We start from the raw sequence: 14,234 nt of genomic DNA, 5'->3' as shown, positions 1-14,234 counted from the left end.
GCGTCCTCTGGGGAATCGCAATCATGATCCGTCGCCTCGTCGCAGCCCTTTCCTTCGTCGCCGCCCTCGCCGGATCCGGCGCGGCCCTTGCGGCGGATTATGACGGCAGCTACGGCCAGGAAGTGCACCGCGGCTGGGATCGCGGCAGCGTTCCGCTCTGCGATTCGCCCAAGGTTCTCTCCAACATCGCCGAGCGCTACCACTGGGCCAACACGCATACCTGGGGCAACAACCTCGCCTTCCGCGAAGTCGCCTCGGTCACTGAGACCCAGTTCCGTCCCGGCGATCCCGGCCTGATAGACCGCCGCTTCTGCAAGGCCGACGTCTACATCGCCGACAATGTCCGCCCCACCGCCGTCTACTACCTGATCGAAGAGCGCATGGGCTTCGCCTCGATCGGCTGGTATGTCGATTTCTGCGTGTCAGGCCAGGATCCGTGGCGCGTGCATGACGGCTGGTGCCGCACGGTTCGTCCCGGCTGGTTCTGAGCGTGAGGCCCTCCTCGGTCGTGCGCGGCCTGTTCGCCGCCTTCCTGATGCTTGCCGGCTGGGTGACGAGTGCGCCGGCCTCGGCCGATACCCCAGGCGACTTCGATTTCTACGTCCTGTCGCTGTCATGGTCGCCGACCTATTGCCAGGATCGCGGCCGGTCGGATCGGATCCAGTGCGGCGGTCCGCGCCCGTTCGCCTTCGTCGTGCATGGCCTCTGGCCGCAATATGAGCGTGGTTCTCCGCGCGATTGCGATGTGGGCCCGCGCAGCGGCCTGCCGCGCCGCCTCGTCGACAGCATGCTCGACGTGATGCCGAGCCCGTCGCTGGTCCGGCACGAATGGCGGACGCACGGATCCTGCTCTGGACTGCAGCCGGACGACTATTTCGACCTGACGCGGCAGGCGCGCGAGGCCGTGGAGATCCCGACGCAGTTCGTCGACCTGCCGGACTATCTGACCGTCTCGCCCCGCGACGTGGAATCGGCCTTCATCGCCGCCAATCCCGGCCTCAAGGCGGATAGCATCGCGGTCAGCTGCGATTCACGCCGGCTGAAGGAAGTCCGCATCTGCATGACCAAGGACCTGCGCTTCCGCAGCTGCGCCGAGGTCGATCGCAAGGCCTGCCGCAACAACAGCCTCGTCATGCCGCCCGTCCGCTGACGCGGGCGGCGGCCGACGCCCGGCCCGCTTCTCCCTCCTTCGGACAAGGACCCCGAACTTTGCTCGTCCTGCGCAGTTCCCCCGCCTCGCCCTTCGGGCGCAAGGTCAGGATCGCCGCCCATCACCTGGGTCTGATCGACCGGATCGATATCGTCGCCGCCGACACCACCGATCCGAACGAAATCCTTCGGCAGCAGAATCCGCTCGGCAAGATCCCGGCTCTGATCCTCGAAGACGGCACGGTGGTGTACGATTCCCGCGTCATCGTCGACTATCTCGACCATCTCGCCGGGGGCGGGAAGATCATCCCGGCCGACGCGGCGTCGCGCTATCCCGCACTGGTGATGCAGGCGCTCGCCGACGGGATCGCCGACGCCGCGCTTCTCCAGGTCTATGAGAGCCGCTGGCGCGAGGAAGGGCAGCAGAGCGTCACATGGAAGACGCATCAGCAGGGCAAAGTCGAGCGCGGCCTCGCCGCCGCGGAGGCTCTCCCCGTCGACGGCGCGGTCCATGTCGGCACGATCGCGCTCGCCTGCGCCCTCGGCTATCTCGATCTTCGCTTCCACGGAGCCTGGCGCGCGACACATCCGAATCTGGTCGCCTTCCTCGACGACTTCGCGGCCCGTGTGCCGAGCTTCGAACAGACGCGCTTCAAGTCCTGATCCTTTTGTCTGGCCGCGTCTTCCGCCTGCGAGCCGGTGTCCGCTTCGCCTGAAGACGCCCCCATCCCGGAGATTCGCATGAGCTTTTCAGTGGGCGATGCCCAGACCGTCGCCCGGATCCTGCGCGACGCGGCCGAGGCCGAGATCCTGCCGCGCTTCCGCCATCTGAGCGCCGGCGCCATCCGCCAGAAAACCTCGGCCGAGGACCTGGTCACCGACGCGGACGAGGCGGCCGAGCGGAAGATCACCGCGGCGCTGCTCAAGGAATTCCCCGGCGCGGTCGTTATCGGTGAGGAAGCGGTATCCGCTGACGATACACTGCTCGACAGTCTCGACGGGGCGGACCTCGCCTTTGTCGTCGATCCCGTCGACGGCACCAAGAACTTCGCGTCGGGACTGACGCTGTTCGGCGTCATGGCGGGTGTCGTCGTGCGCGGCGAGGCGGTCGGCGGCGTCATCCTCGATCCGATCGGCGGCGACTGGACCACGGCGCTGCGCGGCGAAGGTGCCTGGACGGAGAATTCCCGCGGCGAGCGCAACGATCTTCGCGTCGCAGCGCCGAAGCCGGTCAACGAGATGGCCGGCACCGCGTCCTGGTCGCTCCTGCCCGAGCCGTTGCGCACGCAGGTGTGCGCCAATCTCGCCGCCACCCGCTCGGCCGCCGGCTATCGCTGCGCGGCGCACGAATACCGGATGCTGGCGGGCGGCCACAGCCATTTCGCGCTCTATGCCAAGCTGACGGTCTGGGACCATGTCGCAGGCTGGCTGATCCACCGGGAGGCCGGCGGCTATTCCGCCCGTTTCGACGGCAGCGCCTATCTGCCGGCGCATCGCGAAGGCGGCCTGCTCTGCGCGCCGGACGAGACAAGCTGGCGGGCGCTGCAGGCGGCCCTCTTCGCCGGCACGGAATATGCCGTCGCCTGAACGGCGCTATATCGCCATTTCCGCAGAGAGCACCGGCATTCCACCGGTGCTCTTTTCATTTGTGCGCTCAGACGCGGCGCCCAAACGAAAAGAGCCGGCGGGTCGCCCCGCCGGCTCTTCGATACGGTTCGGAAGAACCGATTAGAACTTCACGCCAACGCCAGCACGGATCGTGTTGGTGTTGAAGTCGATGTCGGTGCCGCCCGGAGCGCCGATGTCGTAGTGCTCCTTGCCGTACGAAGCGTACTGGTACTCGACGCGAGCGGTGACGTTGTTCCAGACCTGGGCCTCGACGCCGGCGCCGACGGTCCAGCCCATGTGGGTCTTGTCGTCCGAGCCAGCACCGTCGACCGAAGCCTTGGCGCCCGAGAGAGCCGCACCGCCCGTGCCGTAGGCCAGGTAGCGGTCGAAGGCGTAGCCGACGCGGGCGCGGGCCGTGCCGTCCCACTTCTGACGGACGCCGCCGATGGCGTTCGAGCCGCTGACGTCGTCGAGGTTGGCGTCGATTTCGGCGCCGATCACCCACTGGTTGCCCAGGTCGAAGTTGTAACCGGCGTAGAGGCCGCCCTTGAAGCCGTCACCGTTGACGCTGCCGAAAGCGTAGCGCGAATTGGCGTCCGAGGAGGACCAGCCGTAGCCGACCAGGGCGCCGACATACGGGCCGGTCCAGCTGAAGGCCTGCGCTGCGGGAGCGAGCGGAGCCGGAGCCGGCTCGTAGGTGAGATCCGCAGCCAGAACCGGGGCTGCCGAGAGGGCCAGCGCCATGGCGCCGAGGGAGAGGGTGCGGATACGCAGCATCTTGGTCTCCATGCGTACTAAACTAAAAGCTACAAAACTTGATCCGGGAGCGACCTTCTGCCCCGATCCGATGGTCTGAATTAACCCTGCCATTGCGGCAGAACATGACAGGAATTGCGGCATGTTCGAGGCATTCGCGCCTCGTTGCCAAAATCACGCAATCCGCCGTTAAGCATCTGATTTCATGCAAATTTTAGCGACCGGAACCTTTCCGCGTTAACCTCTCTGACATGGTGTCGACGCAGGTGTTGACCACATTTAACGAAGCCTAACTAAGGCTTACCGAAATGGGCCTGCCACCCTATCTTCGCAGCTCCACGGATTCGCACGAACGGCAGGCAACATGACGGACGAAATGGGCACGGCACTGGTCACGGGCGGCGCGCGCAGAATCGGTCGCGCGATCGTCGAGGACCTCGCCCGGAACGGCTTCGCCGTCGCCATCCATTGCCGCAGCTCCGTCGACGTCGCCGAAGCGCTGGCAGACGACATCCGCCGCCAGGGCAGGCGCGCCCTCGTGCTTTCGGCCGATCTCGCCGACCTCGACGCAGCGCGCGCGCTCCCGGCCCGCGCCGCCGAGGCGCTGGGCCCGCTGACCCTGCTCGTCAACAATGCCTCGATCTTCGAGGCGGACGGCATCGGCTCGCTCGATCCCGAACGCTTCCAGCGCCAGACGACCGTCAACCTCGCCGCGCCGGTCTTCCTGGCCGACGCCTTCGCCGCGCAGTTGCCGGCTGATCGCGAGGGGCTCGTCGTCAACATGGTCGACCAGCGCGCCTGGAAAACGACGCCGCATTTCCTGTCCTACCAGCTATCGAAGTCGGGCCTGCTGACGGCGACACGCACGCTGGCGCAGGCGCTGGCGCCGCGCATCCGCGTCAACGCCATCGGCCCCGGCCCGACCCTGCCCTCGCCGCGCCAGGATCCGGCCGAATTCCGCAAGCAGGCCGAGGCCGTGCTGCTGCGGCACGGGCCGGACCTTTGCGAATTCGGGCGGACGATACGATATCTCTACGAGACGCGTTCCATAACCGGCCAGATGATCGCGCTCGATGGCGGGCAGCATCTTGCATGGGAAACGCCCGATATCGTAGGCATCAGCGAGTGAACACCCTGCCCCCCAACGATACCGACAAGTCCGAGATCGCCGCCGAAGCCGGCCCGCCGCCGACGCTGTCGAGCGCAGACGCCGGCAGCGAAGCCGCGAAACCGGCCGACGACGACACGCAGCCGGCCGAGGCCGCCTTCGAGGCGGGCGGCGAGCTGGTGGCGCGCGGCAAGGGTGCGGCCGTCATCGCCGATTTCGTCACCCGCCTGCCCAATGCGCCGGGCGTCTACCGCATGTTCGATCAGGGCGGCAACGTCCTCTATGTCGGCAAGGCGCGGAACCTGAAGAAGCGCGTGACCAGCTATACGCGCGTCGGCATGCAGTCGAACCGGATCATCCGCATGATCCAGCAGACGGCGACGATGGAATTCGTCACGACGCGCACCGAGACCGAAGCGCTGCTGCTGGAAGCGAACCTGATCAAGCGCCTCCGGCCGCGCTACAACGTGCTGCTGCGCGACGACAAGTCGTTTCCCTACATCCTGATCACAGACCACGAGGCGCCGCAGCTTGTGAAGCATCGCGGCGCCCGCAGCCGCGGCGGCGAATATTACGGCCCCTTCGCCTCGGCCGGCGCCGTCGGCAGCACCATGAACGCCATGCAGCGCGCTTTCCTGATCCGCACCTGCACGGATTCGGTCTATGAGAGCCGGACGCGGCCCTGCCTGCTGTTCCAGATCAAGCGCTGCTCCGCCCCCTGCACCGGCGAGATCTCGCTCGGCGACTATGCGGAGCTCGTGCGCGAGGCCAAGGGCTTTCTCACCGGCAAGTCGTCGGCCATCAAGACGGACCTCGCCCGCGCCATGGAGGCCGCCAGCGCCGATCTCGACTTCGAGCGCGCCGCCATCTACCGCGACCGCATCGCCGCGCTGTCGCATGTCCAGTCGCACCAGGGCATCAACCCGCAATCCGTCGACGAGGCGGACGTGCTGGCGGTGCATCAGGAAGGCGGCCAGAACTGCGTGCAGGTGTTCTTCTTCCGCACCGGCCAGAACTGGGGCAACCACGCCTTCTATCCGCGCGCCGACAAGAGCCTCGACGCCGCCGAGATCCTCGGCGCCTTCCTGGCGCAGTTCTACGAGGACAAGCCCGTGCCGGCGCTCATCCTGCTCAGCCACGAGGTGGAGGAGATGGACCTGATCGCCGCGGCGCTCTCCGAGCATGCCGGGCACAAGGTCGAGATCGCGGTGCCGAAGCGCGGCGAGAAGAAGGACCTGGTCGACCACGCGCTGCTCAACGCGCGCGAGGCGCTCGGTCGCAACCTCGCGGAAACCTCCAGCCAGGCCCGCCTGCTCGAAGGCGTCGCCGAGGCCTTCGGGCTGGAGGCGCCGCCGCGCCGCATCGAGGTCTACGACAACAGCCACATCATGGGCACAAACGCCGTCGGCGGCATGATCGTCGCCGGGCCGACCGGCTTCGTGAAGAACCAGTACCGCAAGTTCAACATCCGCTCGGAAGAGATCACGCCGGGCGACGATTTCGGCATGATGCGCGAGGTGCTGACGCGGCGCTTCTCGCGGCTGGTCAAGGAAGTCGGCTCGCGCGAAACCGCGCCGCGTGACGAGGACGGTTTCGGTCCCTGGCCCGATCTCGTCTTCATCGATGGCGGCCAGGGCCAGCTCTCCGCCGCGCAGACCATCATCGACGAGTTGGGCCTGACCGACCAGGTGCCGCTGATCGGCATTGCGAAGGGCCCCGACCGCGACGCCGGCCGAGAGAAATTCTTCGTGCCGGGCCGCGAGGCCTTCATGCTGCAGCCGCGCGATCCCGTGCTCTATTTCGTCCAGCGACTGCGCGACGAAGCGCACCGCTTCGCCATCGGCACGCACCGCGCCAAGCGCAAGGCGGCGCTGACCAAGAGCCCGCTCGACGAGATCGACGGCATCGGCCCGACGCGCAAGCGCGCCCTGCTCGCCCATTTCGGCACCGCCAAGGCAGTCGGCAGGGCCAGCGTGCCAGACCTCCTCGGCGTTCCCGGCATCTCCGAGCAGATGGCCCGCAACATCTACGATTTCTTCCACGACAAGGGCGACTGAGGCGTTCGGGCGGCCTACCGGACCGCCCGGCGCCAATAGGCGATCGCCACCGGCCCCAGCTGGTCGGCCGCTTCGGCATGCAGCGCTTCGAGCGCGGCCAGAAAGCTGCGGGCCTCGCGCTCGAGCCCCAGCAGCGTCAGGGCGCGCAGGATGCGGCTGATGCGCAGCAGGTTGTGATTGCCGGGCCGCAGCCAGTTCCGCGCCTTTTGCGGGAACTCGGCCGTGCGGCTGATTTCAAGCCCGTCCTCCGTCTTCACCTCGGCGAAGCCATAGAAGGCCAGCAGCCGCTGGAGGGCCCTGTACAGCGAGTTGCGCAGATCGGCGCGCTCCCGGAACGCTGCGATGTCGGACGGGGTCAGGATCGGCGCATACGGATTGAAGCCGCTCCGCTCCGGGAGAGGAAACAGCCACTGGATGTAGTCGTGGACCCGTTCGAGATCGTCGTCACCCCAGGCAAGTATCTCGGCGATCCGGCGTCCCTCGCTGTCGGTGGCGACGCCGGCGTGGAAGCGGACCAGCGCGGATTCGGCCGTCGTCATCCTGCCGCTCCCATGCCGATCGAAGGGCCTGACGGTTTCGGGCACATTCAGTTGCCCTTCCCCGCGCCCCGCGCGGTCTTCTCGCCATATTTCATGCCTTCGAGCTTCAACCCGTCCGGATCCAGGAAAAACACGGCGTAGTAGTCGTCGTAGTACTCGCCCGCGGGATCGACGATCTCCACCTTTTCCCGTTTCAGGAAGGCCTCGAGATCATCTACGTCCTGCCGGCTCCGGAGTTCGAAGGCGTAGTGGTGGAAGCCGATGTCGCCGATGCGGTATTTGTGCTTCTTGCCTTCGGCATCGGCCTCGCCGATCCAGAAGCGCGTCTTACCGTTGGTCCAGCCGATCGTGTCGCCATAGTCGCCCAGCACCTCGAAACCGAGAAACGCGAAGAGGCGGCCATAGAAGGCCTTCGATATCCCGAAGTCGCTGACGCGGATGACGAGATGGTCAATCCCGACGACGCGGACCATGGCGTGTTCCTCCTCCCGGCCCTCTCGAGGGGCATTGGAAACAATTCGCCGGCCGAAAGCCCGTTCCATCGTTCCGCTCAAAACCACGCGAGCCAGAAACCCCGCCGGATTCTGCGTTCATGAAGTTGATACGGTAAGCATAACATCGTGCACCCGTATCAGATCTATCCGGATCGCGAATTCCGGAAAGTAAAAATCGCGCTTAAACCGAATTTACTCGACGGAACATCGTCAATCGCCATAGTTGCAGCCTGCGGAGCATCTCACCCAGACCGCCTCGGGCGGAGAAAGCAGGCCAGGCTGATGCGTACTCGATGGATCGCCGCGACGCTGGGGGCTGCGCTGGCAGTCGCGGCCTCGCTGCCGGCTCAAGCGGAGCCGGCCCTGACAAAGGAGCAGGCGCGCGCCATCGGCGCCGACGCCTATCTCTACTTCTACCCCATGCTGACCATGGACCTGACCCGGCAGCAGAGCACCAACATCGAGCCCGGCAAGGAATTCGGCCGCGGGCCGATGAACATGTTCGTCAACGTCCCGGAATTCCCGCCGGCCGATTACAAGGTCGTCGTCCGGCCCAACTTCGACACGCTCTATTCGGTGGCCTGGCTCGACATGACGAAGGAACCGGTCGTCGTATCCAATGCCGACACGGACGGGCGCTACTTCCTGCTGCCGATGCTGGACATGTGGTCGGACGTGTTCGCCTCGCCCGGCTGGCGCACAACGGGCACCGGCGCCGCCAACTATCTGGTGACGCCGCCCGGCTGGCGGCCCGACCTGAAGGATTCGTGGCGCACGGAACTGAAGCTGCCGGAAGGCACGAGCCGCATCGAGGCGCCGACACCCTATGTCTGGGTCGTCGGCCGCACCAAGACCGACGGGCCGCCGGATTATGACGCGGTCCACAAGGTCCAGGCCGGTTACAAGGTCACGCCCCTGTCGGAATGGGGCAAGGACGCCAAGCCGCCGACCGTGACGGTCGATCCCAAGATCGACATGAAGACGCCGCCCAAGATCACCCTCGACACCATGCCGGCCGACCAGTACTTCGCCTATGCGGCCGAGTTGCTGAAGCTGCATCCGCCGCACATCACAGACCAGCCCATGGTGGCCAACCTGGCCAAGATCGGCATCGTGCCCGGCCAGTCCTTCGATGCCGGCAAGCTGTCGCCCGAGGTCCAGGAGGGCCTGAACCTGGCGCCCAAAGCGGCTCAGGACCTGATGGCCTGGAAGGTGAAGTCGCTGGCACGCAACGTCAACAACTGGTCGATGAACACCGACACGATGGGCGTCTATGGCAACTACTACCTGAAGCGCGCCATCGTCGCGCAGCTGGGCCTCGGCGCCAACCTGCCGGAAGACGCGATCTACCCGCTCAACCTCGGCGACGCCTCCGACAAGCCGCTGGACGGCAACAACGACTACGTGCTGCATTTCGAAGCCGGCAAGACGCCGCCCGTCGATGCCTTCTGGTCCGTCACGCTCTATGATCCAGACGGCTTCCAGGTCGCCAATCCGCTGAACCGCTTCGCGGTGTCGAGCTGGATGCCCTTCGTCAAGAACGCCGACGGCTCGCTGGACCTCTATTTCCAGAACGCCAGCCCCGGCAAGGACAAGGAAGCCAACTGGCTTCCGGCCCCCAAGGGGCCGTTCAACCTGACGATGCGTCTCTACGCGCCGCAGAGCAGCGCGCTGACGGGCCGCTGGAACCCGCCGCCGGTCGAAAAGGCCGAGGCAGCGCAGATGCTGGCGCAGTAGGTCCTGTCGCTCCGGCAAAAATGCAGAAGGGCGAGGCGCAAGGCCTCGCCCTTTTTTTGCGTGAGACAGCGAAGGACTGTGTCAGTCGAGCTTGGCAAGCAAAGCCAGCAACTCGCCAAGATGCGGCACCTCGCGGAAGCGCGGCGCGCCGACCGGCGCCTCGACATGCTCGAATGACCACGTCAGGTCGTGCGGAACATAGACGCCCCAGCTTCCCGCCTCGATCGCCGGCACGATGTCGGACTTCAGCGAATTGCCGACCATCATGCTGTGCGCGGGGCCATCGGCATGGCGGGTGAAGATGCGCTGATAGGTCGAGGTGTTCTTGTCGCTGACGATCTCGACGGCATCGAACAGGTCGCCAAGGCCGGAAGCGGCCAGCTTGCGCTCCTGGTCGAACAGGTCGCCCTTGGTGATCAGGATCAGCCGATAGGCGCCGGCAAGCTGCTCCAGGGTCTCGCGCACATGCGGCAGCGTCTCGACCGGATGCACCAGCATGTCACGACCTGCGGCCAGGATCTCGCTGATCGCCGCCGACGGGATGCGGCCGCCGGTCAGCTCGATCGCGGTCTCGACCATGGAAAGCGTGAAGCCCTTGATGCCGAAACCGTAAAGCTTGAGGTTGCGCCGCTCCGCTTCGTTCAGCCGCCGCGAAATCTCCTCCCGGTCGCCATGCTCCGCCAGCAGGTCGATGAAGCGCTGTTCGGTCAGCCGATAGAACTGCTCGTTCTGCCAAAGCGTGTCGTCGGCGTCGAAGCCGATGGCGGTGAGGGAGGATCGCGGAGAGGGCATTCGAATTCTCGTATGGGGCGCCAGACAAAAATGGCGGGACCGGATTCTAGCCGGACCCGCCAGGAATTGTCACGGGCGCGCTTGCCGCGCGCTCGTCATTCGGTCCGGAGGCTCAGGCCTCCTGGATCGCCGAGAGCTTCCATTCGCCGCCGGCCTGACGGGTGAATGTCCAGATCTCGGTCGTCTCCGTCGGCGCATCGGCATCGCCCGAGAGGATCGCGCCGGTCGTCCGGTCGCGCATCACGTCGCGGCTCTCGTAGCGCATCGCGACGGTGGCGTAGTCGGTGTCGCCCTCGCTCCAGGCCTCGGCGAGATCGCCCTGCAGCAACGTGACGTCGGTGACGTCGTTGCGCTGGCCGCTGGTGGCGTTCTGGCTCAGTTCCTCCGAGAGATAGGACATGATCTCCGGCGTCGTGTGCTGGCGCAACGTCGCGTAGTCCTCGCGGCCGAAGGCGCCCTGCACTTCGCCCAGCAGCTTCTGGAACGCGTCGAGATCGCCGCCGGTGATGCCGACCTCGTCATTGGCGTTCATGGCGTTGGCCGGCCGCGCCGGCTTGGCGCCCGAACCGAAGCCGCCAAGGCCGCCGAAACCGCCAAAACCCGAGCCGAGGCCGTTGCGGGCAGCCGCCTGCGGCGCATCCGCCGCCGGGGCATCCGGGGTCATGCCGCGAGCCATGCCAGCCGGCGCCGCGCCGGCCATGCCGGCAGAGGCGCCCGCCGTGCGATTGCGGTTACCGAGGAAGCGGAACAGAAACATCGCGGCAATCGCGAGCAGCGCGATCTGCAGGATGAAGCCGAAGGCGCCCGCCATGCCCCCGAGGCCGTTGCCCAGCAGCATGCCGATCAGGCCGCCCATCATCAGGCCGCCCAGCATCGAGCCGCCAAGACCGCCCAGGAAACCGGGGCGTGACGCCTGCTGGGCCGCCGGACGAGCCGCATTGGTCGCCTGCCCGGCCGTCGGCTGCGTCATGGAACGCTGCACGGGCTGCGCCGCGCTGGGCGCGGTCGGCGTGGTGGCCGGAGCCTGGAAGGTGCGCGCGCCGCGGCTGCCGAAGCTCCCACCCCGCCGGGCGTCCGCGTCGTCCACAACAGCGAAGCTCATCGCCGTGGCGATGCCGACCATCGCCAGAAATCCCGGTGTGCGCTTGCCGAAAAACATGTCTCGTCCCTTGCTTGAAAGAGTGGGCCCTTTCAGGCCCTCGGACGCCATGTAGGAACGATGCAAGCCCTTGGTTAGGGGCAGCCCGCGTCATTCTTGCGATTTCTTCAATCGCGACATCGTGTTATTGGCTCGCGCCATGACATACAAGGTTGCCGCTCTCTATCAGTTCGCGTCGCTTGCCGATTTCGAGGACCTGCGCGCGCCGTTGCTGGAACTGTGCGAAACGCACGGGATTCGTGGCACGCTGCTGCTGTCACCGGAGGGGATCAACGGCACGATCGCCGGCCCTGACGCGGGCATCGACGCGGTCGTGATGGAGCTCGAGACCGGTGACCTTTTCGGCGGCCGGCTCAACCACATGGAGCTGAAATTCTCGACTGCCGCCGCCATGCCGTTCAAGCGGCTCAAGGTCCGGCTGAAGAAGGAGATCGTCACGCTGGCGCAGCCGCATGTCGACCCGACGAAGCAGGTCGGCACCTATGTAGCGGCCGAGGACTGGAATGCGCTGATCTCCGATCCCGACGTCGTTGTGATCGACACGCGCAACCGCTTCGAAGTGAAGATGGGAACCTTCCAGCGGGCGCTCGACCCGGAGACGCGCAAGTTCTCGCAGTTCCCCGACTTCGTCAGCCGCACGCTCGATCCGGCCAGGAACCAGAAGGTCGCCATGTTCTGCACCGGCGGCATTCGCTGCGAGAAGGCGAGTTCCTACCTGCTGTCGCAGGGCTTCGCCGAGGTGTTCCACTTGAAGGGCGGAATCCTGAAATATCTGGAAACCATCCCGCCGGAAGAGAGCCTATGGCAGGGCGAGTGCTTCGTGTTCGACGAGCGCGTTGCGCTCGGCCATGGCCTGGTCGAGCGCGTGGCCGCGGAGGAAGAGAGCGAAGGCGAAGCGCCCTAGATCGGGATGACGCATCGTCCCTCACCTCTCCCTGAAGGAGATGTCGACGCACGAAGTGCGGCGGGTGAGGGTATACGGCCTCACCCGATAGTTCCCTAAACCCTCACCCGGAGCTTCGCCCCGACCTCTCCCTCAGGGAGAGGTGCAGGATCGGGTCGCCTTAGCCGGCGTCTTCGGCGTCGTTGCGCAGATAGGCCTCGACGACGCCCTTGAGCTTGATCGTCAGCGGATTGCCGAAACGGTCGCGCGCCTTGCCGGCGGCGACGCGGATCCAGCCTTCGCTGATGCAGTATTCCTCGACATTGGTCTTCTCGGCGCCGTTGAAGCGGATGCCGATGCCACGCTCCAGCAGGGCCTCGTCATGGAAGGGGCTCTTCGGATCGTTCGAAAGACGGTCGGGCAGCGTGTCGGTCATGATGAAGCCTTCAAATCGATGAGCATTGGCCGGGAGACATAGCGGGACGGCACCGTCCTGCCAACCCGCCTGACACGGCGGTTCACCGGCCTATCGCGGCCGCGACCGTCAGCAGCAGCACGTAGATCCCCGTGCCGAGCAGCATGAACATCACGGCAGCCGAGCCGAGGTCCTTGGCGCGGCGCGCGAATTCGGAATGCTCCGGCGAAACGCGGTCGACGATCTCCTCGATGGCCGTATTCAGAGCCTCGACCGCGAGCGAAGCGAAGGCCAGCATCAGGTAGACGCCGATCTCCGCCAGCGAGCGGCCAATGACGACGATCCAGACGAGGCCGACGACGCCAGCCGCCAGTTCCATGCGCGCCGCCATCTCGCCCCGGAACAGATCGGCCGCCCCGGCGCTTGACCAGCGCAGCGCCGAGAAGAAGTGGTCGATCCAGGCCCGCATGCTTGTTCCCCCATCCATGCGCGCCAGAACCGGCAGCCAGGATCCCTTGAATTGTTCCATGGTCGCGCAATTTTTGCGCGACGCGCTTATCATGTACGCGATTCCCCGCGATTGCCTCCCCCCGCATCGCATCCCCGCCATTCTTGCCTGCATAACCTTGGCAGGGCGCGGTCCGGATGCAATATGAGGGGAAGGGTTCAGGACAGACATGAGCGAACTTCGCACCTTCGACGTCAGACGGCCGCAGCGGGCACTCCTGCTCTCGCTTCCGAACATTCTGACCTATGGCCGCATCCTGGCCGTCCCGCTCGTCGTCTTCTGCGTCGTCGGCGGCAAGGACACCTGGCGCTGGACGGCGCTGGCGCTGTTCATCATCGCCAGCATCACCGACTATCTCGACGGCTATCTGGCGCGGATCTGGAAGCAGCAGTCATCGCTCGGCCGCATGCTCGATCCCATCGCCGACAAGCTGCTGGTCTCGGCCTGCCTGCTGGCCCTCGTCTTTGAGCGCACCATCGACGGCCTGTCGCTCTGGGCGGCGCTGATCATTCTCTCGCGCGAGATCCTGGTTTCGGGCCTGCGCGAATACCTGGCGGAGTTGCGCGTCAGCGTGCCGGTCTCGCGCCTCGCCAAGTGGAAGACGGCGCTGCAGATGGTAGCGATCAGCTTCCTGCTGGCCGGTCCGGCCGGCGACGCCTATTTCGCCTATACGACGCTGATCGGCCTCGTCCTGCTCTGGGCCTCGGCCATCGTGACGCTCTACACCGGCTATGACTATTTCCGCGCCGGCCTCGGACACATCCTGGAGGAAGAGCCGTGAAACTCGTCTATTTCGCCTGGGTCCGCGAGCGGATCGGCACGGCGGAGGAGACGGTGGAGCCGCCGCGCGGCGTCGACACGGTCGGCGATCTGCTAGGCTGGCTCCGGACCCGCGGCGACAGCTACGAGGCGGCGCTCGCGGAGCCGGCGGCGATCCGCGTGGCGCTTGATCACGACCACGCCGACCACGAAGCGTCCATCAGCGGAATTCGCGAGGTTGCCCTCTTCCCGCCCATGACCGGAGGCTAG

Annotated in this window: 17 protein-coding genes; 10 read left to right on the top strand and 7 right to left on the bottom strand. The window is 66.1% G+C overall.

Features of this window, described 5'->3' with window-relative positions; all coding sequences use genetic code 11:
• The first annotated feature begins 23 nt into the window (after nucleotides 1–23).
• The 4 genes from OSH07_RS15225 (at nucleotide 24) to OSH07_RS15210 (ending at nucleotide 2,736) form a co-directional block, all read left to right on the top strand.
• The gene (locus tag OSH07_RS15225) at nucleotides 24–488 is read left to right on the top strand and encodes a hypothetical protein (protein WP_266339524.1); all 465 of its coding nucleotides are present in this window, start codon (nucleotides 24–26) and stop codon (nucleotides 486–488) included.
• A 47-nt stretch (nucleotides 489–535) separates the two neighbouring features.
• The gene (locus tag OSH07_RS15220) at nucleotides 536–1,150 is read left to right on the top strand and encodes a ribonuclease T2 family protein (protein WP_266339685.1); all 615 of its coding nucleotides are present in this window, start codon (nucleotides 536–538) and stop codon (nucleotides 1,148–1,150) included.
• Between the two features lie 59 nt (nucleotides 1,151–1,209).
• On the top strand, nucleotides 1,210–1,812 hold the full coding sequence (locus OSH07_RS15215) for a glutathione S-transferase family protein (RefSeq protein ID WP_266339523.1): 603 nt from the start codon (nucleotides 1,210–1,212) through the stop codon (nucleotides 1,810–1,812).
• A 78-nt stretch (nucleotides 1,813–1,890) separates the two neighbouring features.
• Nucleotides 1,891–2,736 carry an inositol monophosphatase family protein gene (locus OSH07_RS15210; protein ID WP_266339522.1) on the top strand — a complete coding sequence of 282 codons (846 nt, stop codon included), beginning with the start codon at nucleotides 1,891–1,893 and terminating at the stop codon, nucleotides 2,734–2,736.
• 141 nt (nucleotides 2,737–2,877) lie between these two features.
• Here OSH07_RS15210 and OSH07_RS15205 read toward each other — a convergent pair whose 3' ends face one another.
• Nucleotides 2,878–3,534 (bottom strand): outer membrane protein, encoded by a 657-nt coding sequence (locus tag OSH07_RS15205; protein ID WP_266339521.1) that lies wholly within the window; start codon nucleotides 3,532–3,534, stop codon nucleotides 2,878–2,880.
• Between the two features lie 343 nt (nucleotides 3,535–3,877).
• Between OSH07_RS15205 and OSH07_RS15200 the strand changes: the two genes are divergently transcribed.
• Both OSH07_RS15200 and uvrC read left to right on the top strand, forming a co-directional pair.
• Nucleotides 3,878–4,642: an SDR family oxidoreductase gene (locus tag OSH07_RS15200; RefSeq protein ID WP_266339520.1), complete on the top strand. Its 765-nt coding sequence runs from the start codon at nucleotides 3,878–3,880 to the stop codon at nucleotides 4,640–4,642.
• Entirely contained in the window at nucleotides 4,606–6,678 is a 2,073-nt protein-coding gene (gene uvrC, locus OSH07_RS15195) for an excinuclease ABC subunit UvrC (protein WP_266339519.1), read from the top strand. The genes OSH07_RS15200 and uvrC overlap by 37 nt, the downstream gene beginning before the upstream one ends.
• 14 nt (nucleotides 6,679–6,692) lie before the next feature.
• Here uvrC and OSH07_RS15190 read toward each other — a convergent pair whose 3' ends face one another.
• Together OSH07_RS15190 and OSH07_RS15185 are read right to left on the bottom strand one after the other, a co-directional pair.
• Nucleotides 6,693–7,217: an opioid growth factor receptor-related protein gene (locus OSH07_RS15190; protein ID WP_266339518.1), complete on the bottom strand. Its 525-nt coding sequence runs from the start codon at nucleotides 7,215–7,217 to the stop codon at nucleotides 6,693–6,695.
• Nucleotides 7,218–7,264: 47 nt separating this feature from the next.
• Nucleotides 7,265–7,690 carry a VOC family protein gene (locus OSH07_RS15185; protein ID WP_266339517.1) on the bottom strand — a complete coding sequence of 142 codons (426 nt, stop codon included), beginning with the start codon at nucleotides 7,688–7,690 and terminating at the stop codon, nucleotides 7,265–7,267.
• A gap of 303 nt (nucleotides 7,691–7,993) precedes the next feature.
• On the opposite strand from OSH07_RS15185, the gene OSH07_RS15180 reads away from it, so the two are divergent.
• A complete protein-coding gene (locus OSH07_RS15180) occupies nucleotides 7,994–9,448 on the top strand; it encodes a DUF1254 domain-containing protein (RefSeq protein WP_266339516.1) in 1,455 nt (484 codons plus the stop codon).
• 81 nt (nucleotides 9,449–9,529) lie between these two features.
• Here the strand turns inward: OSH07_RS15180 and OSH07_RS15175 are convergent, their stop codons facing one another.
• A complete protein-coding gene (locus OSH07_RS15175; protein ID WP_266339515.1) occupies nucleotides 9,530–10,240 on the bottom strand; it encodes an HAD family hydrolase in 711 nt (236 codons plus the stop codon).
• A gap of 112 nt (nucleotides 10,241–10,352) precedes the next feature.
• Complete coding sequence (locus OSH07_RS15170) at nucleotides 10,353–11,399, bottom strand: Tim44 domain-containing protein (protein ID WP_266339514.1); 1,047 nt, start codon at nucleotides 11,397–11,399, stop codon at nucleotides 10,353–10,355.
• Between the two features lie 139 nt (nucleotides 11,400–11,538).
• On the opposite strand from OSH07_RS15170, the gene trhO reads away from it, so the two are divergent.
• Nucleotides 11,539–12,303 (top strand): oxygen-dependent tRNA uridine(34) hydroxylase TrhO, encoded by a 765-nt coding sequence (gene trhO / locus OSH07_RS15165; protein ID WP_266339513.1) that lies wholly within the window; start codon nucleotides 11,539–11,541, stop codon nucleotides 12,301–12,303.
• Between the two features lie 160 nt (nucleotides 12,304–12,463).
• Here trhO and OSH07_RS15160 read toward each other — a convergent pair whose 3' ends face one another.
• Nucleotides 12,464–12,718 carry a DUF3297 family protein gene (locus tag OSH07_RS15160; protein WP_266339512.1) on the bottom strand — a complete coding sequence of 85 codons (255 nt, stop codon included), beginning with the start codon at nucleotides 12,716–12,718 and terminating at the stop codon, nucleotides 12,464–12,466.
• Nucleotides 12,719–12,800: 82 nt separating this feature from the next.
• A complete protein-coding gene (locus OSH07_RS15155) occupies nucleotides 12,801–13,166 on the bottom strand; it encodes a diacylglycerol kinase (RefSeq protein WP_266339511.1) in 366 nt (121 codons plus the stop codon).
• A 208-nt stretch (nucleotides 13,167–13,374) separates the two neighbouring features.
• On the opposite strand from OSH07_RS15155, the gene pgsA reads away from it, so the two are divergent.
• The gene (gene pgsA, locus OSH07_RS15150) at nucleotides 13,375–13,986 is read left to right on the top strand and encodes a CDP-diacylglycerol--glycerol-3-phosphate 3-phosphatidyltransferase (protein WP_266339510.1); all 612 of its coding nucleotides are present in this window, start codon (nucleotides 13,375–13,377) and stop codon (nucleotides 13,984–13,986) included.
• Nucleotides 13,983–14,234, top strand: coding sequence for a molybdopterin converting factor subunit 1 (gene moaD, locus OSH07_RS15145; RefSeq protein WP_266339509.1), 252 nt, complete (start codon nucleotides 13,983–13,985; stop codon nucleotides 14,232–14,234). The genes pgsA and moaD overlap by 4 nt, the downstream gene beginning before the upstream one ends.

Origin of the sequence: Kaistia nematophila (assembly GCF_026343855.1) — a bacterium.
Taxonomy (GTDB): domain Bacteria; phylum Pseudomonadota; class Alphaproteobacteria; order Rhizobiales; family Kaistiaceae; genus Kaistia; species Kaistia nematophila.
The sequence above is the reverse complement of the archived record's forward strand: the minus strand, read 5'-3'. Positions and strand labels throughout refer to the sequence as shown.